Source organism: Pantoea sp. SIMBA_079 (assembly GCF_046940275.1).
GTDB classification, from domain to species: domain Bacteria; phylum Pseudomonadota; class Gammaproteobacteria; order Enterobacterales; family Enterobacteriaceae; genus Pantoea; species Pantoea borealis.
In genome coordinates this window covers 148437-170871 of sequence record NZ_JAWRYR010000006.1, presented here as the reverse complement: position 1 = coordinate 170871, position 22435 = coordinate 148437, and the positions used below count along the sequence as shown (strand labels likewise).

The following is a 22435-nucleotide window of genomic DNA, read 5'->3' as shown; positions in this document are numbered from 1 at the left end:
GCGTCGCCGTTTCAGGCGACCGGGCCTAGCGCGAAATAATCAGGTGAAGGCCAAAACCGGCAAACAGCACGCCCGCCATGCCATCTACCCACTTTGCCATGCGCTGATATTTCTCACGCATCCACGGCAGCGCAAAGATAGTGGCCACCAGCGCAAACCATGCAAAGGTTTCCGCAATAATCAGCAGGAACAGCCCCCAGCGCGTAGCGGCACCAATATCATTGCCGACAAACAGCGAGAAGACGCTGCCAAAATAGATAATCGCCTTGGGATTGGACAGGTTTGTCAGCAAGCCTTTAAGAAAGCTCATGCCGCGCTTCGGCAGCTCCACCACGGGTGCGTCACTCTGCGACTGCTTATGACGCTGACGCGCCGAGCGCAGCAGCTGCCAGCCCATCCACAGCAGATAGAGCCCGCCACCCACCATGATAATTTCATGCAGCCACGCCATTTTTGCCAGCAGCAGATGCAGACCCATCAGCGCTACGCCCGCCCAGACAACAATGCCCAGCGTAATGCCCAGCACGCCCATCATCGCCTCTTTACGCGAGCGGCTGGCCGCAGTTTGCGACACAAAAAAGAAGTCAGGTCCGGGGCTCATCAGCGCAACCAGGTGCACCAGCGCAACGGTGGCAAACAATATCAGCATACGTTTAGTCCTTTACTCGTCATTATCAAGATGTTCTCTGATCATCAGCAGAAACGGCTTACCAAAGCGTTCCAGTTTGCGATGACCCACGCCGTTTACGCTCAGCATATCTGAAGCGCTGACCGGTAACTGTTCTGCCATTTCAATCAGCGTGGCGTCGTTAAACACTACGTAAGGCGGAATATTCTCTTCATCAGCAATCGCTTTACGCAGCTTACGCAGCTTGGCAAACAGCTTGCGATCGTAGTTGCCACCGTACACTTTTGGCGCACTGCTGCGACTTTTCGCCGTCACGGTACGCGGTACGGCAAGCATCAGCGGTATTTCAGCGCGCAGGACCGGACGCGCAGCTTCAGTGAGCTGCAGCGCAGAGTGCAGGGCGATGTTTTGTGTCACCATGCCGAGATGAATGAGCTGACGCAGCACGCTGATCCAGTGCTCCAGACTCTGCTCGCGTCCCAGGCCATAGACCGGCAGTTTGTCGTGGCCGTTATCGCGGATACGCTGACTGGCTGAGCCGCGCAATACCTCCACGATGTAGCTCATGCCAAAACGCTGGCCGGTACGGTAGATGCACGATAGCGCTTTCTGTCCGTCGACCAGACCGTCATAACGGCGGGGAGGATCGAGGCAGATATCGCAGTTACCGCAGGGCTGCTGACGCCCTTCGCCAAAGTAGTTCAGCAGCACCAGACGCCGGCAGGTTTGCGCTTCCGCAAACGCGCCCATCGCATTGAGCTTGTGCCGCTCGATATCCTGCAGCGGCCCCGGGACTTTCTCTTCCAGGCATTTGCGCAGCCAGACCATATCTGCCGGATCGTAAAGCATCATCGCTTCAGCAGGCAGGCCATCGCGTCCGGCGCGGCCGGTCTCCTGATAGTAGGATTCAATGTTGCGCGGAATATCAAAATGCACCACAAAGCGGACATTAGGTTTGTTGACACCCATGCCAAACGCCACGGTAGCGACCACAATCTGCAGATCGTCGCGCTGAAACGCTTCCTGAACATGCGCGCGCTGTGCGCTGTCGATGCCGGCGTGATAGGCACCCACGCTCAGGCCACGGCTCTGCAGACGTGCGGCGGTATCTTCCACTTTCGCCCGGCTGTTACAGTAAATGATGCCGCTTTTGCCGCGCTGCTCCTGCACATAGCGCAGCAGCTGGTCGGTGGGTTTAAACTTCTCCACCAGGGTATAGCGGATGTTGGGACGATCAAAGCTGCTGACCTGAATCAGCGGATCGCGCATTTGCAGCAGATGTACGATGTCGTTACGCGTGGTTTCATCGGCCGTGGCCGTCAGCGCCATCACCGGGAGCTGCGGAAAACGCTGCCTCAGCTGCCCGAGTGCGCCATACTCTGGCCGGAAATCATGTCCCCACTGCGAGATGCAGTGCGCTTCATCGACGGCCAGCATCACCGGATTCCAGTGCTGCAGACCCTCCAGGAAGTTGTCCATCATCAGCCGCTCCGGGGCGATGTACAGCAGTTTCAGCTTACCGGTGCGGCAATCGGCAAAAACCTGCTGCTGCTGTTCGCGCGTCTGCGTTGAGTTGAGACACGCCGCCGCCACGCCGTTGGCCAGCAGCTGGTCAACCTGATCTTTCATCAGTGAAATCAGCGGGGAGACCACCAGCGTCAGTCCCTCCTGAACCAGCGCCGGGATCTGGTAGCAGATCGATTTACCGCCGCCGGTCGGCATCACGACCAGACAGTCACGTCCTGAGAGCGCTGACTCGATAATGGATTGCTGACCCGGACGAAACTGCTGATAGCCGAAGGTGTCATGTAACACCTGTTGCGCCAGCGTTTCCTGATTGTGCACTGCCGAAATTGCCACGGTAATCCTGTTTTACTGATTAGAACAGATCGTTAAGCGTTACGCCCACGCCTAAACGGGTCTGACGGTGGTTATAGTCGATAAGCGATTCACCATAGCCGCTGAAAAGCTGCGTATAAAAGCGGACATGTTCAGTGAGAGGATAGCTCCAGGCGAAGGTCGCGCCGCCGTAGCCGCTGTTCCAGTTATAGTTGCCTTCCACGCTAAATATGCTGTCGCCCATCATATAGCCGAGTTTCGCGCGGTAATAACCCATGTATTTGGTAATGTCCGGGTTATCATCTTCGCCGGCGCTTTCCGGCAGACGATACCAGGGTTTGATCTCCGCAAGGAAGTTGCCGTTTTCTGCCATCAGACGGGCGTAAAGGCGGTTCCAGCTGCGGGAAGTGGGATCGCTGCGACCATTAGACTGATGATTAACGCCCAGCTCCACATCACGCAGCGTCCAGCCTGCCAGCGAATAATCCGTTGCCCAGCCAAGAAACAGCTGCGGCTCATAGTTTGTTTCGCGGAAAGGTGACGATGCGCCACGATTCGACAGCTGCCACCATGAACGCTGAGTATACGAGGCGGCCAGCACGGAGTTCTCACCTAAAATGCCGCGCCACAGCGGAAACGCCAGGCTGAGCTGGAATTTTACTTCATCTTTTTTCGCTTTGTCTGCCCAGTTGTAAGAGGAAATCGCCTCTTTATTCATGTCGCTGGTGTAGGTGTAAAGCAGGTAGTTGTTTTCATAGGGGTAAAGCACAAAGGGGTTATCGTGCTTTTCCAGCAGATTTGCGATCACGCTCCCCTTCACCGCAGGTGCGTCGTGAATATTTTTAATCGTGGCTTCATCTGCCTGCGCCAGTGCAGGAACGGTTAATGCCGCGGCCAGCATGACGTATTGCTTACGCATAGTGTTCTCCAGTGCGCTGCGTGGGAAGGTTTTCAGGGCGGTGGTACAAAAAGCAGGCCATTCTACACGCAAAGCGGGACGTTGATCAGTGCCGATTTCTGAAACTGGAAAGCGGCGCGGGAGCAGCATAATATACACAACTTCTTAACATCTTAAGGCCGTAACTATGTCATCTCCGATGCTGACTCAGCAGGACGCGCGCCAGCTGATTGGTGAAATTTTTGTTTATCATATGCCGTTTAATCAGGCGCTGGGCCTGGAGCTGGAACACCTTGATGCTGATACTACCCGGCTCGCATTTGCCAATAAAACCATGCTGGTGGGCAATGCCGCGCAGCAGATCCTGCATGGCGGCGTGATTGCTTCAGTGCTGGATGTTACCGCCGGTCTGGTCTGCGTCAGCCATGCGCTGACGCGGCAGGAGAGCATCAGCGAAGAAGATCTGCGCCAGCGTCTGGCGCGAATGGGCACTATCGATCTGCGGGTTGATTATCTGCGTCCGGGTCGCGGCGAACGCTTTGTCGCTACCGGTCATCTGCTGCGTGCCGGTAATAAAGTCGCCGTGGCGCGCGTTGAACTGCATAATCAGCAGCACGATTATATCGCTACGGCCACCGCCACTTACCTGATTGGTTAATCAGCGCAACCGGTGCGCCGCCTTATGGACAACACAATGGACAGTCAGCAAACGCGACAGGGCATTTTTTATGCGCTGGGCGCTTACTTTATCTGGGGCATCGCTCCGGCCTACTTCAAACTGGTCAGAGAGGTGCCGCCCGCCGAGATCATGACCCACCGGGTGATCTGGTCAGTGCTGTTTATGCTGATACTGATTACGCTAAGCCGCAGCTGGAAACAGGTGCGCCGCGTGGCCGCCCAGCCAAAAAAAGTTCTGCTGCTGGCGCTGACCGCCATTACCATCGGCGGCAACTGGCTGCTGTTTATCTGGGCAGTCAATAATCAGCATATGCTGGAGGCGAGCCTCGGCTACTTTATCAACCCGCTGATTAATGTGGTATTCGGCATGCTGTTCCTGCGTGAACGCTTTCGCCGTCTGCAGTGGCTGGCAGTCGCGCTGGCCGCAGCAGGTGTGCTGGTGCAGCTATGGCAGTTTGGCTCACTGCCGGTGATTGCGCTGGGGCTGGGGCTGAGCTTTGCGCTGTATGGCCTGGTGCGAAAAAAGATTCAGGTAGATGCACAGAGCGGCATGCTGATCGAGACGCTGTGGCTGTTCCCGCTGGCAGCGATCTATCTTTTCGGTGTTGCCGACAGTGCGACCAGTCATCTCAGCGCCAATCCCCTCAGCCTTAATCTGATGCTGGTGGCCGCCGGGGTGCTGACCACTATTCCGCTGATGCTGTTTGCCGCCGCCTGCACGCGCCTGCGTCTCTCAACCGTGGGGTTTTTCCAGTATCTTGGCCCGACGCTGATGTTTCTGCTGGCGGTACTGTTTTATGGCGAGCGCCTGACTCCCGATAAGCTGGTCACCTTTGGCTTTATCTGGCTGGCGCTGGCCCTGTTTATTTTTGACGCCGTACTCTACTCAGCCCGCACGCGGATGCGCAAAGCGTGAGATAAAGCGCGCCAGTGCCGGGCCAGTGAGCAGAATGGTAAACAGACGCAGCGTCTGCAGCGCCATCACAAAAGTCATATCGACCCGGCTGCCGGCTGCAATGATGGCAACGGTATCCAGCCCGCCCGGGCTGGTAGCCAGATAGGCAGTCATCAGGTCGATATGCAATACCCGCGTCAGCATCCATGCCAGCGCCGCACACAGCACCATCAGTCCGAGGATTGAGGCGAGCATCTGCGGCAGCGTTCGCAGCGCCAGCAGGAAAATCGGGCGCGTAAAGCGCAGCCCGACGCTCCAGCCAATCAGCGCATAGGCCAGCGCCAGCAGCCACTCGGGCACCTGCAAGGTTGCGATCTGGCTTCCCTGCAGCATGGCTCCAGTCAGCGCTGGCAGCAGCAGCGCACCGGAGGGGATCCGCAGACGCTGCCCCAGCCAGGCCCCGGCCGCCATTACTCCCAGCGTCAGCAAAAAACCGCGATTCAGCGCCGGAAACCAGATCGGCTCTGCCGCGCCGCCGCTGGTATCCAGACCGATGCGCGCGACCACCGCCGCCGCCGTGGCGACGAACAGCACGCGCAGATACTGCATAAACGCGACCAGACGCACGTCAGCCCCGAAATCTCCCGCCATCGCCACCATCGCCGAAGCGCCGCCGGGCGACGATCCCCAGGCACCGGTAGGCCCCGGCAGATTACTGAAGCGCACCAGCAGAAAGCCGGAGAGGCCGCTGGCGGCCAGCGTGAGGATCAGTACCGCCAGCACCACCGGCCAGTCATTCAATAAGGGAGTCAGAATGGCGGGCGACAGGCTCTGAGCGATCATGCAGCCCAGCACCGCCTGCGCCAGAATAAACAGCCGTTTATCGATACGCAGCGTTGCGCCGCACAGCCCCATTACGGTTCCGGTGATCATCGGGCCCAGCAGCAGCGCAGCAGGCAGGTGAAACAGCTGAAGAGCAACGCCCAGCGTCAGAGACGCAATCAGCAGCAGCATCCATTGTAAGCGCAGAGAGTAGTGTGACATGACCAGAATCAGACAAAGATAAGAGGTCCACAGGTTACGCAGGTTGCGCCCCCGGAGCCAGCGCAAATCGGAGTTAATCAGCAGACGGGTGCGGTATTTGGCCAGGGCGCCATGAATGGCGCCCCTACAGAACGTAGGGGGCGCATTTATGCGCCCCTGGCAGCAGACGGATGCGGTATTCAACCAGGGCGCCATGAATGGCGCCCCTACAGAACGTAGAGGGCGCCTGTATGCGCCCCGCGATCACAGCCAGTTTTTGCGTTTGAAATAGAGATAAGGTGCCAGGCCCGCCAGCATCATCAGGCAGATGGCCCCGGGATAACCGAAGCTCCATTTTAGCTCAGGCATAAACTCAAAGTTCATACCATAGCTGGAAGCCACCAGCGTTGGCGGCAGGAATACCACCGATACCACCGAGAAGATCTTAATGATGCGGTTCTGCTCAATATTGATAAAGCCCATCGCCGCCTGCATCAGAAAGTTGACCTTTTGAAACAGAGACTCATTGTGCGGCAGCAGCGATTCGATATCGCGCAGGATCTCACGCGCCTGTTCCAGCTGGTTGCCCGGCAGGCGCGCCTTACGTACCAGAAAGTTCAGCGCGCGCTGGGTATCCATCAGGCAGAGGCGAACCTTCCAGCCGATATCCTCCAGCTCGGCGAGGCGCGACAGCGCCTCGTCATACTCTTCACCCTGCTGACCTTCCATAATCACGCGGCTTAACTTCTCCAGCGCGCTATAGATGTTTTCGATCTCATCCGCCAGTTGCTCAATTTTCGTTTCGAACAGATCCAGCAGCAGCTCATAGGCGTTGCCGTCAGTCAGCTGCTGATTACGTGCCCGCATACGGTAAAGGCGAAACGCCGGCAGCTCGCGCTCGCGCAGCGTATAGAGGCGATCTTCGCGGATGGTAAAGGCCACGGTTGAGTTACCGGCGTGATCTTCAGCATCCTCAAAGAAAAAGAACGAGTGGATATGCAGGCCATCTTCATCTTCAAAGAAGCGCGCCGAGGCTTCAATATCTTCCAGTTCCGGACGCGTTGCCAGACTCTGTCCCAGCTCCGACTGCACGCGCTCGCGCTCGCTGTCATCCGGTTCGATGAGATCGACCCATACCGACGTGTTGAGTTTATCGTTGTTGTCTTCCAGCTCGATACGCGTCAGGCGATCGCGCTCAAGTTTAAATGCGCTCAGCATAGCAATACTCCCCATTGCAGACCAAATGGGACAGGGCGGTGCCCGTCACGTCCGAAACGTAACGGACACGGCAAAGCCTTAACGCGGAAACTTTCGCTTCAGGATGTGATCAGTGCTGACTCATGCGACGGATAAGCAAAGGAGGTCGCGGATAACCTTTCAGGCTACCTGCGTAAAGAGGTAGCCTTAGATATTCCTGGTAAACAGGATGTTGAGCCAGCATCGACTGGGCGCGTCCAAGGCATTGTCCTCTCATGATAATAGTGCGCGCATGTTACGCTGAGACGAAAAAGTCGTCAAGGTAGCGCAGCCGCGCTACATCGCCTCCAGTCGCGCATAGGCGGCGACCAGCCACTTAATGCCCTGCCCCTGAAAGGCGACCTGCAGACGGCTGTGTTCGCCGCTGCCTTCCAGATTAACAATAGTGCCCTCGCCAAACTTCGCGTGACGTACCCGCTGACCCAGCGTAAAACCGCTGTCGCTTTTGCTGGTGGGCGTGCCCATGCGCTGATGGCTGACCGGGCGACTGACGCTGGCGCGCAGGCGTACTTCCTCGACGCACTCTTCCGGCAGCTCGCCAATAAAGCGCGACGGGCGATGATACACTTCCTTACCGTAAAGCCGCCGCGTCTCGGCATAGGTGAGCGTCAGTTTAACCATTGCCCGGGTGACGCCAACATAGGCCAGCCGTCGCTCCTCCTCCAGACGCCCGCCCTCATCCAGCGACATCTGACTCGGGAACATGCCCTCTTCCATGCCAACGATAAAGACCTGCGTAAACTCCAGCCCTTTTGCCGAGTGCAGCGTCATCAGCTGTACGGCATCCTGCCATTTGTCCGCCTGGCCTTCGCCCGCTTCCAGCGCCGCATGCGATAAAAACGCCTGCAGCGGCATCAAATCTTCATCTTCATCCTGATAGCTGAACTGTCGGGTGGCCGTGACCAGCTCCTCTAAGTTCTCAATACGCGCCTGGCCCTTTTCGCCTTTTTCCTGCTCATACATCAGCCACAGGCCGGAGTCTTTGATCACGCGATCGGTCTGCACATGCAGCGGCATCTCTGCGGTTTCATGCGCCAGCGCATCAACCAGTTCGCAGAAGCGCTGCAGTGCCGACGCCGCCCGGCCCGCCAGGGCCCGGTTCTGCAGCAGTTCCCGCGTGGCCTGCCACAGCGTCAGCTGTTTTTCGCGCGCCGTCTGCCGTACCACATCCAGCGTTCTGTCGCCCACGCCGCGCGTCGGCGTATTGACCACGCGTTCAAACGCGGCGTCGTCGTTGCGGTTGGCGATCAGGCGCAGATAGGCGAGCGCATCTTTGATCTCCTGACGTTCAAAGAAGCGCATACCGCCATAAATACGGTAGGGCATGCTGGCCTGCAGCAGCGCCTCTTCCAGCACGCGCGACTGGGCGTTACTGCGATAGAGAATCGCGCAATCCTGCAGCGCATTGCCGTTCTCATGCCAGGTTTTAATGCGGTTAACCACAAAGCGCGCTTCATCCAGTTCGTTAAACGCGCAGTAGATTGAAATCTTTTCGCCGTCGCTGCCGTCGGTCCAGAGCTCTTTTCCAAGCCGCCCGCTGTTGTTGGCGATCAGGGCATTGGCAGATTTCAGGATATGGTTGGTGGAGCGGTAGTTCTGCTCCAGGCGGATAGTTTCCGCCCCGGGAAAGTCCTGCAGGAAGCGCTGGATATTTTCGACCTGCGCACCGCGCCAGCCGTAGATGGACTGATCGTCATCGCCGACAATAATTACCCGGCTGCTGTCGCCGGCCAGCATGCGGATCCACGCATACTGAATGTTGTTGGTATCCTGAAACTCATCAACCAGAATATTGCTAAAGCGCTCGCGGTAGTGATTGAGGATCTGGGGCTTATGCAGCCACAGCTCATGCGCCCGCAGCAGCAGCTCGGCAAAATCGACCAGGCCGGCGCGATCGCACGCTTCCTGGTAAGCCTGGTAAATACGCAGCCACGTCTGCTCAACCGGGTTGTTGTAGCTTTCGATATGTTTTGGCCGCAGACCTTCATCTTTCTTGCCGTTGATGTACCACATGCCCTGGCGCGCCGGCCACTGCTTATCATCCAGGTTCATTGACTTGATCAGGCGCTTCAGCAGCCGCAGCTGATCTTCGCTGTCGAGGATCTGAAAATCCTGCGGCAGCCCGGCGTCAAGATGATGCGCCCGCAGCAGGCGATGCGCCAGGCCATGGAAAGTGCCAATCCACATGCCGCCCTGCCCGCTGCCAATCAGCTGATCGATGCGATGACGCATCTCGGCCGCGGCTTTATTGGTGAAGGTGACCGCCATGATGGAGTAAGGTGAGCAGTTCTCCACCGACAGCAGCCAGGCGATGCGGTGCACCAGCACACGGGTTTTGCCGCTGCCTGCTCCGGCCAGCACCAGCAGATTGCTGCGCGGTGCGGCAACCGCCTCACGCTGTTTGTCATTCAAGCCGTCGAGCAGATCAGAAACGTCCATAAGCACCGTTTTTAAAGAATAGAGTTGCGTACCCTGAGTCATTCGCCCTGCAGCGATGCTGCAGGTCTCTGAATGGTCGCGCGCTTACGCAGGTAAGTCACCAGAGTGAACCGGCACAGCCCGTAAAGCCGTGCGCCGGAGGATACGACTGGATAAATTTACAGCCATTATAGCAGTGAGGTCAGGGATGCCAACCGATGAATTTCAACGTGCGGCAGCAGACGGGCGTCATCCATCTGCATCAGATTGCCGCTGTTCAGGTTGATCCAGCACGCCTGCAGGCCGGCACGCAGCGCGCCTGCCACATCGGTCGTCAGGTCATCACCAACGTGCAGGATCGCCTCTGGCGCAATAGCAAGACGCTCCGCTGCGAGATGATACATATCCTGCCACGGCTTCGCGCGTCCGTGCGGACCGGCGCGCAGCGTAAACTGAAAGTAGTGCTGAATACCGAGCTTTTCCGGATCGGCGTTGCCGTTGGTGATCGCCACCAGCGGCACGCGCTCGCCGAGCCAGCGCAGCGTCTGATGCGTCTCTTCCGGCATCGCAACCTGACTGCGCCAGTGATGAAAAGTGCGCATGACCTCTCCTGCGCCCGTGGCAGCATCGGCAGCCGGCAGGCCAGCATTCAGCAACGCCAGTTCCACCGAACGGCGGCGCCACTCTGAGACGTCGTGATAAATATCGGGCTCGCGCGCCAGCAGCTCATCACGCAGCTGCTGATAGTCTGCAGGTGTGAATTCGCGCAGCGCCGGATGAAATGCCTGCAGCGCCGCGTGCGTTTCCTGCGCGGTTTTCCGGATCACCGGACGGTTGTCATACAGCGTATCATCCAGATCGAAGGTCAGCGCCTTTACCGGATGCAGGGAGCGGTAAAACTTCATTCTGATTTTCCTCGTTTGGCACGCGGGTGCGCGGCATCATAGACCGAGGCCAGATGCTGGAAATCGAGATGGGTATAAATTTGTGTGGTCGAGAGGTTGGCATGCCCCAGCAGCTCCTGTACCGCGCGCAGATCGCCGCTTGACTCCAGCAGGTGCGTGGCAAACGAGTGGCGCAGCTTATGCGGATGAATATGGCTCGCCACACCCTGTTTAATGCCCCATTCGGCAAACCGCTTCTGCACGTTGCGCGCAGAAATCCGGCTGCCGCGTGAAGAGACAAACAGCGCATCATCCTGCGGAGCAAAGCTGTCGCGCAGCGCCAGCCAGTGCTGCAGCCAGGTCACCGCCGTTGCGCCAACCGGCACGCGCCGCTCTTTACTGCCTTTACCCAGCACCTGAACTTCACCGGACTCCGCATCGAGATCGCGGCAGTTGATCCCTACCAGCTCGCTGAGTCGCAGGCCGCCGCCGTACATGGTTTCAAGCATCGCGCGATCGCGCACCGCCAGCGGGTCATTAAGGTCAATCTCCAGCAGCTGCGTGACTTCATCCACGTCCATATTTTTTGGCAGATGGCGGGCGTTACGCGGCGTGGCGATACCTTTCGCCGGATTTGCACTCAGCATGCCCTGACTGACCTGCCAGTCAAGAAAACTGCGCAGAGCGGACATACGCAGCGCCAGACTGCTCGCCTGCAGACCATCGCGCCGGCTGCGCGCAGCCAGGCTGCGTACCTGCGCCGGCTCCAGCGTCGACCACTCTGTCAGCTGCATCCCCTCTGCCAGGGAGACGATTGCCAGCAGCTGGCGACGATAGTTTTTCTGCGTCAGCGGACTGAGCTGACGTTCTACCTGCAGATAGCGCAGAAAGGCATCGACAGCGGGCAGTAGCGTGCTCATACGCGTTCGATCCAGCGCGCCAGCAGCGCCGGCAGCATCTGGGCCAGATGCTGCAGTAAGAGTGTCCCCATACCGGCCTGATAGTGCTGATTATCGCGGCTGCTGAAGATCACAATGCCCGCTTCACCCCGCTCGCCCAGCAGCGACATGGCAACCGAGCCGACCGCTTTCGCCTGCGGCAGCAGCAGCAGCAGCTCCGGTCCGTTCAGGCTGCCAAGATAGTGCTGCTGTTGACCAAAGCGCTGAATACGCAGCGGCTCAAACGCCTGTCGTGCCAGACCCAGCTGGATAAAATCGGAGGGTGCGCCGAGACGCCATTGATCGCTGAACAGCCGCACATTGGCGCCTGCCAGACCCAGCTCGCGCGCCCAGCGCTGCAGGCGGTTCAGCATCTCCTGCAGGCTGTCAGCGGCGGCAAGATGCCCCTGCAGCGCCAGCAAGCGATCAAACAGCTGATGGTTGGCGTTGGCCTGCTCCATCAGCAGCGTGATCTCCTCTTCCAGCTGACGGATGTGGTTGCGCTGGCGCGCCATGTGCCACTCTACCAGCGAGACGCTGCCGCGCACCGCGTGCGGCACCGCCATCTGTTCAACCTGACGGGCGTTACGGATAAAAAAGTCGGGGTTCTGCTGCAGATAAGCGCTGACCGCGCGATCGTCGGGCTGTACCGCGCTGTCAGTCTGCTCTTCCGGGTATTTCATAAATGAATAAATCCGTCATAAACGTGGGTGGCGGGTCCGGTCATATACAGCGGCTGTCCGGCCCCCTTCCAGGCGATATGCAGCGTCCCGCCCGGCAGATCGACGCGTACTTTTTCTGCCAGCAGCCCCTGCTGAATACCACAGGCCACTGCTGCACAGGCGCCGCTGCCGCACGCCTGCGTTTCGCCAGCACCGCGCTCATACACGCGCAGGCGCACATGCTCGCGGCTGACCACTTCCATAAAGCCGACGTTAACGCGTTCCGGGAAACGCTCGTGGCTTTCCAGCGCCGGTCCCAGCGTCTCAACGGCTGCAGTTATCACGCTCTCCACCTGGATCACGCAGTGCGGATTGCCCATTGAGACCGCACCAAACATCACGGTCTGCTCAGCGACGCGCTGCAGATAGAGATTTTCCGCTTTATTCGCGCGCAGCGGCACACGCTGCGGATCAAAGTCAGGCTCGCCCATATTGACGCGTACCAGTTCATCACTGGTCACGCTCAATACCATACGTCCGGTTTGCGTGCTGACGCGAATGTCACTTTTATTGGTCAGCCCTTTCAGGCGCACAAAGCGGGCAAAACAGCGCGCGCCGTTGCCACACTGTGCCACTTCACTGCCGTCAGCGTTAAATATGCGATAGTGAAAGTCGAGATCCGGATCGTAGGGTGGCTCTACGATCAGCAGCTGATCAAAGCCGATCCCCAGATGCCGATCCGCCAGGCGGCGAATCAATTCCGGCGAAAAAAAGACGTTTTGTGTCACGGCATCCACGACCATAAAGTCATTGCCGAGACCGTGCATTTTCGAGAACTGCATTTTCTGCTCCGCCGGATTACTCATTGAATTTAGTTTGACTGTACGCCTGATGAGCTGCCGGTGACCAGGCCCCCGGTATCCGCCTGCTGAGCGGCCTGCTGCTGTTCTGTCGGCTTGTCGTTCTGCTGCGGCTTGTCCGCGGGCGGGAAGTATAACGGGCCTTTCAGGCCGCAGCCTGCCAGGCTGACCAGCATCAGCGCCATGCCCAACTGGCTTATGACTCGTCTCATTTTCTCTGCTCGTATTGTCCAATTCTCAGCTGCTTATCATCGCAGCTGATGGTGTAAAAGCAACAGGAAATATCGGACAGAGTGGCCGCGCAGGCCGTCAGAAAAGAGACGCTCAGTGCACCTGATAACGCGGCATAAAATCGCCGTTATCGTTGTCCGGCGGGGTCGCACAGAGCTGCGTCAGCGTCTGGCTGCGGAACGGGATCACCTGAAAACGGTCGCCGGTGTTCACGATTTGATAAAACTGCGGCAGATTGAAATTGATAAAGCTTGAGCCGTAGGTAAAGCGATCGTGTGATGAAGAGTAGAAGCGGCTGACGTCGCGCACCAGCTCCTCTTTACTGCCCTCACAGTGGTGGTAAATCTCCACGCGATTGCTCTCGTCGAGAATATAGATGTTGAATCCGCGATCGTCGCTGGTGTCTTCAAAGAAAAACTGAATGATGCCTTCGCTGGCGTAGCCGTTTACCACCGGCGGCAGCGGGGTCTGATTCGATTCCACTTTGATTGATAATCCATGCAGCTTGTTATTGGAAATCGCACCGTAAAACTCTACCGCGTTCTCCAGCTTCTGTACCGAGACGCTCATGCGCTCAAAGAAGAGCCCCCAGGTTTGTCCCGCGACGCGAATCGCTTTGAAGCGACCCGGCTCCTGCCGCGTACTCGACAGGCGCAGCTCGATGCACTCTGACACCAGCTGCTGTACCCGCGTGCGGATCAGGCCACGCAGATGCTGACTGTAGCAAAATACCTCAACCGTATCGGGCGGGGCGGCATCCTGATGCATCTTACCCAGAATGGTTTTCAGCGCGTCAATCATCGCCTGTTCACCGCTGAAATGCAGGGTGCGTACTTCATTCCACGAGTTACGGTAGAGCAGATCGACACTGCCAATCAGGCACTGCTGCTGCTGACCAAAGCTGAAGACGTCCAGCTTGCGGAAATCAAAGTGCACGACCTGATTGCGGAATGCGGCAGTGGGATCGTGCTCAAGATTGACAATGATCGCCAGATGACGAATTTCACACGGGCTGTAAAGTGCTTTTGGCGTTGGTGCCGGCAGGCGCAGCGGAAAGTGGCCAGAGACATCGCTGACCAGCTCCTGCAGACGTGCCAGATCGCACAGCTCATTCCCTTTAATATGCAGCCGCGTTTTCTGCGTCAGTAAGCCGTTGAACCATGCCCACGCCACCAGCTTGTTCAGATAACGGTTATATTCCAGCGGCTGATGGCTGATAATTGAACTCATATCCGGCGACTGGTTATAGAGATACCAGCCTGACCGGTTAGCACGCCCGGCGGGCACGTGGATAAAGGTCAGATTTTCTTCTGACAAATCAGGGGATATTTGCGGGTTGACCAGCGTGACCTTACCCGGCAGCGCTTCAAAAGCGGCATACAGTTTACGCGTCAGCACGCCGATATCCTGCGGGCTGGCACTGACGCTTAAATTGTTCCGGCGCGCAAAGCGGATCAGGTTACGATAGCTCTGCATCATCGCATCCAGCAGCTCATTATGCGCTTCGCGCACGCGCTCGATCTTCCACCCGGCACGGTTGTCCAGTACGGCGAGTTTCTCTTCGTCCCAGCCCCAGGATTTTACCAGCTGCAGCAGGATTTCGCGCCGCCAGCCGTTGCGGGCGTGCTGATCGTCTCCGGAAAGCTTCTCGCACACTTTCAGATAGAAGCAGCGCCGCACCAGGTCCAGGCGGGCGTGATCTTCCACGCTGGTCAGATAGCGCGTAACCCGCTCCAGCATCATGCAGTAGGGATCCAGCCCGAAACTGACGATTTCGCCTTCATGCAGGCGCTGTCTGATATCCATTGCCAGCAGCTGCGTATTCGGATACTCCCAGCTGTACGCCTCCAGTAGCAGCGTTTTCAGGACAGCTTTATAGGGCGAGTCGATACTTTTATAGAGCTGCCACAGGCTGGCGCCAAAATACTCTTCTGCCGACAGCGTACCGAGGCCGCCTAAATCGAGCCATTCGTTAGGAGTCAGTACGCCCTGGGAATAGAGTGACATGACATAGTCGTCATAATGATGCTCTTCCTCATTCGGCACCATATTCCACAGAATGCGCTTGCCTGCCATGCGCACCGCCGTGCGATAGAACTCATCAAGCAACAGAATATGCTGGGTCGATCCGCAATCTTCGCCCCCGAGGCTGCCGCTCTCATTATGTCGAAAGCGGTTTTCATCAATGAGGAAAAAGCTGACTTCCACACCCATTGACACACACCATTTCTGTAACAGCGTACACTTACGCTGCAGGGCCAGACGCTCTTCATTATCAAGCCAGGAGTGGTGGCATACCCAGATATCCAGATCGGACACGCTGTTCTGTCCGACTGATGAGGTGCTGCCCATAGAGTAGATAGCGGTAATTGGCCGTTCACCCTCGGCCGCAGGCGTCAGCTCTGCCGCAGGCTTACCGGTGACGGTATGCAACAGCTGCTGTTGCTGTTCATCAGGCGTGAAAAAGCAGACGCCGTGTGGAACGTTACCTTCAACGTAACCCGGCATCAGAGGATGATGATAGTGCAGTAATGTTGGCAGCAGACTGTAGACATGCTGGAAGGCAGGCCCCATAGCAGCCAGCGCGCGGTCAACGCGCAGCTGGTTAATTGCATCCAGTCTCTGTTTAAGTGTCTCAATGTAGAGGTACAAGACGTTTCGCCTGATTGTCCCAGTGTTAAGCACCCTGCTTCCAGCGTTTGCCATTTTAATAATAAGGTGTGCAGGCAAATCATTGCTGGAAACGTGATCAATCTAACACCAGAAGGATTGACCGTAAAGAAAGTTGCGCTACCTGACAGTTTAGCATCTGCCACGGGGCAACCCGCTTTTTTTGCGCCGCGCCTGATGAGGAGTGGCGAGCCACAGATGAATAGTGCGGCCTTTTCAATCCGTTGAAACTGACAGCATTCCCCTATCGATGATAGGATAATCGATGAACGATCAAAATGGTTAACGGTATGTTAAACAAAATTTTCAGAATTGCTACCCGTCAAAGTCCTCTCGCACTCTGGCAGGCACAATATGTTCAGCAACGCCTGATGGCAGCTCATCCCGGCCTGCAGGTAGAGCTGGTGCCGATGGTGACCAAAGGCGATGTTATTCTCGATACCCCGCTGGCAAAAGTGGGCGGCAAGGGTTTGTTCGTTAAAGAGCTGGAACAGGCCATGCTGGAGAATCGCGCCGATCTGGCGGTGCATTCCATGAAAGATGTGCCGGTTAACTTTCCGGAAGGTCTGGGGCTGGTGACCATCTGCGAGCGTGAAGATCCACGCGACGCCTTTGTCTCTAATCGGTATAACGCGATCGATGAACTGCCGCAGGGCGCGGTGGTAGGCACCTCCAGCCTGCGTCGCCAGTGTCAGCTGAGCGCTCGCCGGCCCGACCTGGTTATCCGTTCGCTGCGGGGCAATGTCGGCACCCGCCTCGGCAAACTGGATGCGGGTGAATATGATGCCATCATTCTGGCCGCTGCCGGCCTGAAACGCCTTGGACTGGAAGATCGCATTCGTCAGGCGCTGCCTGCAGAGCTGTCGCTGCCCGCCGTGGGACAGGGCGCAGTAGGCATTGAGTGCCGGCTTGATGACAGCGCGTTAATTACGCTGCTGGAAGCGCTGAATCACAGTGAGACCGCAGTATGCGTGCGTGCTGAACGCGCCATGAACACCCGGCTTGAGGGCGGATGTCAGGTGCCGATCGGCAGTTTTGCCGTACTGGAAGATGACCAGCTCTGGCTGCGTGGTCTGGTGGGCGCGCCCGACGGCAGCCAGATGGTTACCGGTGAGCGCCGCGGTCCGCGTGAGCAGGCGGAGCAGATGGGCATTTCACTGGCTGAAGAGCTGCTGAATAAGGGTGCCCGTGAAATTCTGCATGAGGTCTATCAGGGACAGCCGCCGGTATGACTATTCTCGTGACCCGTCCGGAACCGGCTGCCAGCGAACTGGTTGCGCGCCTGCGCAGCCTGGGCAAGCTGGCGTGGGCGTTCCCGCTGATTGAATTTACGCCGGGTCGCGATTTAGCACAGTTATCGCAACAGCTGACGGCGCTGCGGCCGGGCGATTTGGTTTTTCTGCTATCACAGCAGGTGGTGCATTTTGCACAACCGGCGCTGCAGCACAGCCAGACAGTCTGGCCCGCGGTCGCTGATTACTATGCGATTGGCCGCTCAACTGCGCTGGCGCTGCACACCGTCACAAATCTCAAAGTAGACTATCCTCATGCGCGGGAGACCAGCGAAGAGCTGGTTCGCCTGCAGCGTCTGCAGCAGGTCAGCGGCAAGCGCGCGCTGATCCTGCGCGGCAGTCCCGGTCGGGAATTATTAGCTGAAACTCTCATCGCACGTGGCGCAGAAGTGCAATACTGTGAGTGCTATCAGCGCAATGAGAAGCACTATGACGGCGCTATCGAGGGCCGGCGCTGGCGCGACCGCGGGATTACCACGCTGGTAGTGACCAGCGGTGAAATGTTAAAACAACTCCATGCACTGTTTCCGCCAATCGACCGGCGGGAGTGGTTACTGCACTGTCGACTGGTGGTCGTCAGTGAACGTTTGGCTACCCAGGCCGCTGAAGCGGGCTGGCAGGAGATAGACGTAGCCGATGGTGCCGATAACGACGCGCTGCTGCGTGCGTTACGCTGAACTTAACAATGGGATGAGCCACAATGACGGAACAAAAAGCTTCCTCCGCCATGGTTGAAGAAACTACCCCAGCGGACACTTCCCCGACGCCAGAAAACCAGCCGCCACGCGAAAAACAGCGCGATGGCCGGGTATTAAGCGCGGTGGCAATTGTAATTGCGCTGGCGATTGGCGCAGGCCTTTACCTGAACGGGAAACACCAGGCCGATGTACAGGCTCAGACTAACCAGCAGCTCAGTGAGCAGCTCAGCGCGCTGCAGCAGCAGCTTGGCAGCGACAAGCGCCAGCTGACGCAGCAGCTGACTGACGCCGGCACCGCCCTGCAGGAAGCGCGCACCAAGCAGGATAACAGCGCAAAAGAGCTGGAGACGCTGCGTGAAAAAGTCGCCACTATCTCAGGTAACGACACCCGCACCTGGCTGCTGGCGCAAGCCGACTATCTCGTGAAACTGGCGGGTCGCAAGCTCTGGAGCGATCAGGATGTCACCACGGCCGCTGCTCTGCTGAAAAGCGCTGATACCAGCCTGGCCGAGATGAACGATCCCAGTATGACCACTGTCCGCCGGGCGCTGACGCAGGATATCAGCTCGCTTTCAACCGTCAGCCAGGTCGACTACGACGGCATTATTCTGAAACTGAATCAGCTCTCTAACGGTGTAGACAATCTGCGCCTGGCGGACGATGACAACGACGATGCGCCCATGGACAGCGATGGCGGTGAACTCTCCGGCTCGTTGCGTGAATGGCGGCAGAACCTGGTGAAGAGCTGGCATAACTTTATGGATGATTTCATTACTATCCGCCGCCGCGATAATACTGCTCAGCCGCTTCTGGCCCCTAACCAGGACGTCTATCTGCGTGAGAATATTCGCTCGCGTCTGCTGATCGCCGCGCAGGCAGTACCGCGTCACCAGGAAGAGATCTATAAACAGTCGCTGGATGCGGTATCAAGCTGGGTACGCGCCTGGTATGACACCAACGATGCAGCGACCCGGGCGTTTCTTGCACAGCTGGATGAGCTGAGCCAGCAGACCATCTCTATGGACGTGCCGGATTCGCTGGAGAGTCAGCCGCTGCTGGAAAAACTGATGCAAACGCGCGTGCGCAATCTGCTGGCGCAGCCATCGGTTGCGGCTGAACAACAGGGAGGCTGACCATGCTAAAAGTACTGGTACTTTTCCTGCTGTTGCTGGCCGGCGTCGTGCTGGGCCCGATGGTAGCCGGGCATCAGGGTTATGTGCTGATCCAGACTGATAACTGGAATATTGAGACCAGCGTGACGGGGCTGGGGATTATCCTGATCCTGAGCCTGCTGGTGATTCTGCTGGCAGAGTGGATCCTGCGCCGTCTGTTCCGCACCGGCGTCCGCACGCGCGGCTGGTTCACCGGCCGTAAACGTCGCAGCGCACAGCGTCATACGCAGCATGCGCTGATGAAGCTGGCTGAAGGTGACTATCAGCAGGCAGAGAAGCTGCTGGCGAAAAATGCCGATCACGCCGATCAGCCGGTAGCAAACTATCTGCTTGCGGCCGAAGCGGCACAGCAGCGCGGCGATGAAAGCCGTGCTAATCAGCATCTGGAGCGCGCCTCCGAACTGGCAGATAACAAGACTATCCCGGTAGAGATCACCCGGGTCCGGCTGCAGCTGGCGCGCAATGAAGATCATGCGGCGCGTCACGGTATCGACCGTCTGCTGGAAGTTGCGCCGCGTCATCCGGAAGTGCTGCGTCTGGCGGAGCAGGCCTATATTCGTACCGGTGCCTGGGGTGCCCTGCTGGATATTCTGCCGGCGATGCAAAAGGCCAAAGTTAACGATGATGCGCAGCGTCATGCCCTGCAGCAGCAGGCGTGGCTGGGACTGATGAACCAGGCGATGGCCGATCAGGGTAGCGAGGGCCTGAAGCGCTGGTGGCAGAGCCAGAGCCGCAAGACGCGTCAGGAGACTGCGCTGCAGGTTGCCATGAGTGAGCATCTGATCGAGTGCAACGATCCCGATACGGCTCAGGATATTGTGCTGGATGGTCTGAAAAAGCAGTATGACGATCGGCTGGTGCTGCTGATGCCGCGCATCAAAAGCGGCAATCCTGATGCGCTGGAGAAAGCGCTGCGTCAGCAGATCAAACAGCATGGCGCCACGCCGCTGCTGCACAGTACGCTCGGGCAGTTGCTGATGCGCCACGGTGAGTGGCAACAGGCCGCTGATGCGTTTGAGCAGGCGCTGGCACAACGTCCTGATGCGTTTGATTATGCCTGGCTGGCGGATGTCTATGATCGTCTGCAGCGTCCGGAGGATGCGGCCAGCATGCGCCGCGAGGGCCTGCTGCTGACGCTGAAGAATAATCCGGCCACCTGATTTATGCTTGTTGTTTGTCTGCCGGGCTTGTCCCGGCTTTTTTTTGCCTGAGCCCTGCCCGCTGCGCCAGAAACAGATAAAAAAACACCTGCCAGAAGCAGGTGTAAGATCAGGTCGTAAGACAACTGATGGTATCCGACTCAACGTAATGTCCGTCTAACTACAGTAGCGCAGAGCGTTACTGCCAGGCTGGACAACGGATACCGTAAGGGGCTCTGCATCATTCCCAGGTTTATGTCGCATACGCGGACATAAGAGGTGGAATGAGCATCTACGACAGGAAGTATTGCACAAGATGTGCCAGATTGGCATTTTTCTTAAAAAGCTTCTCAGATTCAGGAAGTTAACGCTGCTGTCCTCTTATCTGAAAAGCGAGATGCCGCAGGCAGTATGCCATTGCGGTCATTTTCGTCGCAAAACAACGACAAACCGATCTCTTACGGAATAAATTTAATTTTATCAAAGCGTTATTTGTCGCAAAAATACGACAAAAACCGCAGGGTCGCATTTATGCGACCCTGCCCGCGGATCGTATCGCGTGTTACGTCATTACGTATCGTACCCGTCTTGAACCAGGGCGCCATGAATGGCGCCCCTACAAAATTGTAGGGGTCACATTTATGCGACCCTGCCTGCAAATCATATCGCGGGTTTTTTGTGGGGGTCGCATTCATGCGACCCTGGCCGCGGATCGTATTGCGGGTTTACGTCATTACGTATCGCATCCGCTTTTAACCAGGGCGCCATGAATGGCGCCCCTACGGTTTTGTAAGGGTCGCATTTATGCGACCCTGGCCGCGGATGACACGCAAACGAAAAAAGCCTGCTTTTTCAAGCAGGCTTTTCGAATATGGTCGGCGAGAGAGGATTCGAACCTCCGACCCACTGGTCCCAAACCAGTTGCGCTACCAAGCTGCGCTACTCGCCGATTTTTTACTTCTTTACTTCTGTTACTAAAATTCTGCCTGGTGCGAAGAGAGGGACTTGAACCCTCACGTCCGTAAGAACACTAACACCTGAAGCTAGCGCGTCTACCAATTCCGCCACCTTCGCATGTCCCAGCAAAATCTGGGGTGGCTAATGGGACTCGAACCCACGACAACTGGAATCACAATCCAGGGCTCTACCAACTGAGCTATAGCCACCATAATTCTGGTGCGTAAGCTGTTACGCTTACTATTCACTGCATAACGCGGTTAAAACCAACCACCGAAGCTCTTGCGCCCAAAAGAAAATGGCGCGCCCGACAGGATTCGAACCTGAGACCTCTGCCTCCGGAGGGCAGCGCTCTATCCAGCTGAGCTACGGGCGCGTAGCGCCGTTGCGGATGGGCATACTACGTATTTGGCTTCACCCTGTCCAGTGCTTTTTAAAGAAAAAAACGCGTTTGGTTATGGTTTGTGCATTCCGTCGATAAATAGCGCAATTTCACGCTTATACGCTAAAAAATTGCTGGATTAATCAGCAGCCTCAGAGATCGCCGCGCCAGTGGTAGCGCAAATATTTCAGCAGCTTGAGTTGCCGGCGCCAGCGCGAAGGCTGACGGATCAGTCGATAGAGCCACTCCAGCCCCAGACGCTGCCAGAGACGCGGCGCACGGGTAACGTTGCCGGTGAAAACATCATACGTGCCGCCTACCCCCATATAGAGCGCATCAGGCCAGTGCTGACGGCAGTCGCGCATCAGAAGTTCCTGGCGTGGCGATCCCTGCGCTACGGTAACTATTTTGGCACCGCTTGCGGCGATACGCGCAAACAGCGCCTCGCGTTCAGCCGGGGCGAAGTAGCCGTTCTGGCTACCGACAATGTTCACGTTCCACTGACGCTGCAGTTTGTCACAGGTCTCCTGCAGCACCTGCTCGCGGCCGCCAATTAAAAACACCGGGATCCCGGCGCGTCCGGCGCGCTCCATCAGCGCCTCCCACAGATCGGCACCGGCAATGCGGCTGACCTGCAGTTGCGGATACTTTTTGCGCAGCGAGCGGACAATGCTGATGCCATCCGGATATTTGAATTCTGCTTCGCCAATCAGCGCGCGCAGCTGCGCATCCTCTTCCAGCGTCAGCATCTTTTCAGCATTGATCGCAATCAGCGTACCGCGGCGGGGCGTATTGTCAGGCAGCAGAAAGCTGACAAAGCTCTCCATATCATTAAAAGCATGCAGCTCAACGCCGCGTATAACGTAGTGCGGCTCAGGGGTAGTCATGGTTTTCATCTTCCGTTTTGCACCGTG

At 57.4% G+C, this 22435-nt stretch carries 19 protein-coding genes and 4 tRNA genes; 6 read left to right on the top strand and 17 right to left on the bottom strand.

The genetic code is table 11. The annotated features are described in order from the left end of the window. Positions 1 to 25: 25 nt before the first annotated feature. The 3 genes from rhtC to pldA are packed head-to-tail and all read right to left on the bottom strand — an operon-like array spanning position 26 to position 3386. Complete coding sequence (rhtC, locus tag SB719_RS10850) at positions 26 to 649, bottom strand: threonine export protein RhtC (protein ID WP_065647797.1); 624 nt, start codon at positions 647 to 649, stop codon at positions 26 to 28. Between the two features lie 12 nt (positions 650 to 661). Further along, positions 662 to 2488, bottom strand: a complete 1827-nt coding sequence (recQ, locus tag SB719_RS10845) for an ATP-dependent DNA helicase RecQ (protein ID WP_412159227.1) — start codon at positions 2486 to 2488, stop codon at positions 662 to 664. A 19-nt stretch (positions 2489 to 2507) separates the two neighbouring features. Then, entirely contained in the window at positions 2508 to 3386 is an 879-nt protein-coding gene (pldA, locus tag SB719_RS10840) for a phospholipase A (RefSeq protein ID WP_065647799.1), read from the bottom strand. 166 nt (positions 3387 to 3552) lie between these two features. On the opposite strand from pldA, the gene SB719_RS10835 reads away from it, so the two are divergent. Next, positions 3553 to 4023 (top strand): thioesterase family protein, encoded by a 471-nt coding sequence (locus SB719_RS10835; RefSeq protein ID WP_293004903.1) that lies wholly within the window; start codon positions 3553 to 3555, stop codon positions 4021 to 4023. Positions 4024 to 4059: 36 nt separating this feature from the next. Further along, complete coding sequence (gene rarD, locus SB719_RS10830) at positions 4060 to 4959, top strand: EamA family transporter RarD (protein ID WP_065647801.1); 900 nt, start codon at positions 4060 to 4062, stop codon at positions 4957 to 4959. On the opposite strand, the gene SB719_RS10825 is transcribed toward rarD, so the two are convergent. From SB719_RS10825 to SB719_RS10785, 9 genes are all read right to left on the bottom strand, one after another. Beyond that, positions 4930 to 5982 (bottom strand): AbrB family transcriptional regulator, encoded by a 1053-nt coding sequence (locus SB719_RS10825; RefSeq protein ID WP_065647916.1) that lies wholly within the window; start codon positions 5980 to 5982, stop codon positions 4930 to 4932. The two genes, rarD and SB719_RS10825, sit on opposite strands and share 30 nt — an antisense overlap. A gap of 243 nt (positions 5983 to 6225) precedes the next feature. After that, positions 6226 to 7179, bottom strand: a complete 954-nt coding sequence (gene corA / locus SB719_RS10820) for a magnesium/cobalt transporter CorA (protein WP_039381760.1) — start codon at positions 7177 to 7179, stop codon at positions 6226 to 6228. 315 nt (positions 7180 to 7494) lie between these two features. Next, entirely contained in the window at positions 7495 to 9657 is a 2163-nt protein-coding gene (gene uvrD / locus SB719_RS10815; protein ID WP_065647917.1) for a DNA helicase II, read from the bottom strand. A gap of 167 nt (positions 9658 to 9824) precedes the next feature. Next, a complete protein-coding gene (gene yigB / locus SB719_RS10810) occupies positions 9825 to 10541 on the bottom strand; it encodes a 5-amino-6-(5-phospho-D-ribitylamino)uracil phosphatase YigB (protein ID WP_065647802.1) in 717 nt (238 codons plus the stop codon). After that, positions 10538 to 11440, bottom strand: a complete 903-nt coding sequence (gene xerC / locus SB719_RS10805; RefSeq protein ID WP_065647803.1) for a tyrosine recombinase XerC — start codon at positions 11438 to 11440, stop codon at positions 10538 to 10540. Before xerC ends, yigB begins: the two co-directional genes overlap by 4 nt. Next, on the bottom strand, positions 11437 to 12141 hold the full coding sequence (locus SB719_RS10800; protein ID WP_065647804.1) for a DUF484 domain-containing protein: 705 nt from the start codon (positions 12139 to 12141) through the stop codon (positions 11437 to 11439). Before SB719_RS10800 ends, xerC begins: the two co-directional genes overlap by 4 nt. Next, entirely contained in the window at positions 12138 to 12962 is an 825-nt protein-coding gene (gene dapF, locus SB719_RS10795; RefSeq protein WP_039385679.1) for a diaminopimelate epimerase, read from the bottom strand. The genes SB719_RS10800 and dapF overlap by 4 nt, the downstream gene beginning before the upstream one ends. 29 nt (positions 12963 to 12991) lie before the next feature. Beyond that, positions 12992 to 13192 carry an LPS translocon maturation chaperone LptM gene (gene lptM, locus SB719_RS10790; protein ID WP_412159226.1) on the bottom strand — a complete coding sequence of 67 codons (201 nt, stop codon included), beginning with the start codon at positions 13190 to 13192 and terminating at the stop codon, positions 12992 to 12994. A gap of 112 nt (positions 13193 to 13304) precedes the next feature. Continuing rightward, entirely contained in the window at positions 13305 to 15863 is a 2559-nt protein-coding gene (locus SB719_RS10785) for a class I adenylate cyclase (RefSeq protein WP_304234877.1), read from the bottom strand. Between the two features lie 308 nt (positions 15864 to 16171). On the opposite strand from SB719_RS10785, the gene hemC reads away from it, so the two are divergent. The 4 genes from hemC to hemY are packed head-to-tail and all read left to right on the top strand — an operon-like array spanning position 16172 to position 20203. Continuing rightward, positions 16172 to 17113 (top strand): hydroxymethylbilane synthase, encoded by a 942-nt coding sequence (gene hemC / locus SB719_RS10780; protein WP_065647919.1) that lies wholly within the window; start codon positions 16172 to 16174, stop codon positions 17111 to 17113. After that, complete coding sequence (hemD, locus tag SB719_RS10775; protein WP_304234879.1) at positions 17110 to 17850, top strand: uroporphyrinogen-III synthase; 741 nt, start codon at positions 17110 to 17112, stop codon at positions 17848 to 17850. Before hemC ends, hemD begins: the two co-directional genes overlap by 4 nt. 23 nt (positions 17851 to 17873) lie before the next feature. Next, positions 17874 to 19004, top strand: coding sequence for a uroporphyrinogen-III C-methyltransferase (gene hemX, locus SB719_RS10770; protein ID WP_314688892.1), 1131 nt, complete (start codon positions 17874 to 17876; stop codon positions 19002 to 19004). A 2-nt stretch (positions 19005 to 19006) separates the two neighbouring features. Continuing rightward, entirely contained in the window at positions 19007 to 20203 is a 1197-nt protein-coding gene (hemY, locus tag SB719_RS10765; protein WP_304234880.1) for a protoheme IX biogenesis protein HemY, read from the top strand. Between the two features lie 851 nt (positions 20204 to 21054). Here the strand turns inward: hemY and SB719_RS10760 are convergent. The 5 genes from SB719_RS10760 to wecG form a co-directional block, all read right to left on the bottom strand. Then, positions 21055 to 21131 (bottom strand) — tRNA-Pro (locus SB719_RS10760). Positions 21132 to 21169: 38 nt separating this feature from the next. Beyond that, positions 21170 to 21256: transfer RNA gene (locus SB719_RS10755), tRNA-Leu, on the bottom strand. A 16-nt stretch (positions 21257 to 21272) separates the two neighbouring features. Continuing rightward, a tRNA-His gene (locus SB719_RS10750) sits at positions 21273 to 21348 on the bottom strand. A gap of 90 nt (positions 21349 to 21438) precedes the next feature. Continuing rightward, positions 21439 to 21515: transfer RNA gene (locus SB719_RS10745), tRNA-Arg, on the bottom strand. Positions 21516 to 21673: 158 nt separating this feature from the next. Then, positions 21674 to 22408: a lipopolysaccharide N-acetylmannosaminouronosyltransferase gene (gene wecG, locus SB719_RS10740; RefSeq protein ID WP_412159225.1), complete on the bottom strand. Its 735-nt coding sequence runs from the start codon at positions 22406 to 22408 to the stop codon at positions 21674 to 21676. Positions 22409 to 22435: the final 27 nt, after the last annotated feature.

Coding starts and splice junctions, on each gene's coding strand:
- SB719_RS10800 (WP_065647804.1), bottom strand. CDS start 12,141: ATGAAATACCCGGAAGAGCAGACTGACAGCGCGGTACAGCCCGACGAT.
- corA (WP_039381760.1), bottom strand. CDS start 7,179: ATGCTGAGCGCATTTAAACTTGAGCGCGATCGCCTGACGCGTATCGAG.
- rarD (WP_065647801.1), top strand. CDS start 4,060: ATGGACAGTCAGCAAACGCGACAGGGCATTTTTTATGCGCTGGGCGCT.
- SB719_RS10825 (WP_065647916.1), bottom strand. CDS start 5,982: ATGTCACACTACTCTCTGCGCTTACAATGGATGCTGCTGCTGATTGCG.
- yigB (WP_065647802.1), bottom strand. CDS start 10,541: ATGAAGTTTTACCGCTCCCTGCATCCGGTAAAGGCGCTGACCTTCGAT.
- wecG (WP_412159225.1), bottom strand. CDS start 22,408: ATGACTACCCCTGAGCCGCACTACGTTATACGCGGCGTTGAGCTGCAT.
- hemX (WP_314688892.1), top strand. CDS start 17,874: ATGACGGAACAAAAAGCTTCCTCCGCCATGGTTGAAGAAACTACCCCA.
- hemC (WP_065647919.1), top strand. CDS start 16,172: ATGTTAAACAAAATTTTCAGAATTGCTACCCGTCAAAGTCCTCTCGCA.
- rhtC (WP_065647797.1), bottom strand. CDS start 649: ATGCTGATATTGTTTGCCACCGTTGCGCTGGTGCACCTGGTTGCGCTG.
- SB719_RS10835 (WP_293004903.1), top strand. CDS start 3,553: ATGTCATCTCCGATGCTGACTCAGCAGGACGCGCGCCAGCTGATTGGT.
- uvrD (WP_065647917.1), bottom strand. CDS start 9,657: ATGGACGTTTCTGATCTGCTCGACGGCTTGAATGACAAACAGCGTGAG.
- xerC (WP_065647803.1), bottom strand. CDS start 11,440: ATGAGCACGCTACTGCCCGCTGTCGATGCCTTTCTGCGCTATCTGCAG.
- lptM (WP_412159226.1), bottom strand. CDS start 13,192: ATGAGACGAGTCATAAGCCAGTTGGGCATGGCGCTGATGCTGGTCAGC.
- hemY (WP_304234880.1), top strand. CDS start 19,007: ATGCTAAAAGTACTGGTACTTTTCCTGCTGTTGCTGGCCGGCGTCGTG.
- dapF (WP_039385679.1), bottom strand. CDS start 12,962: ATGCAGTTCTCGAAAATGCACGGTCTCGGCAATGACTTTATGGTCGTG.
- hemD (WP_304234879.1), top strand. CDS start 17,110: ATGACTATTCTCGTGACCCGTCCGGAACCGGCTGCCAGCGAACTGGTT.
- pldA (WP_065647799.1), bottom strand. CDS start 3,386: ATGCGTAAGCAATACGTCATGCTGGCCGCGGCATTAACCGTTCCTGCA.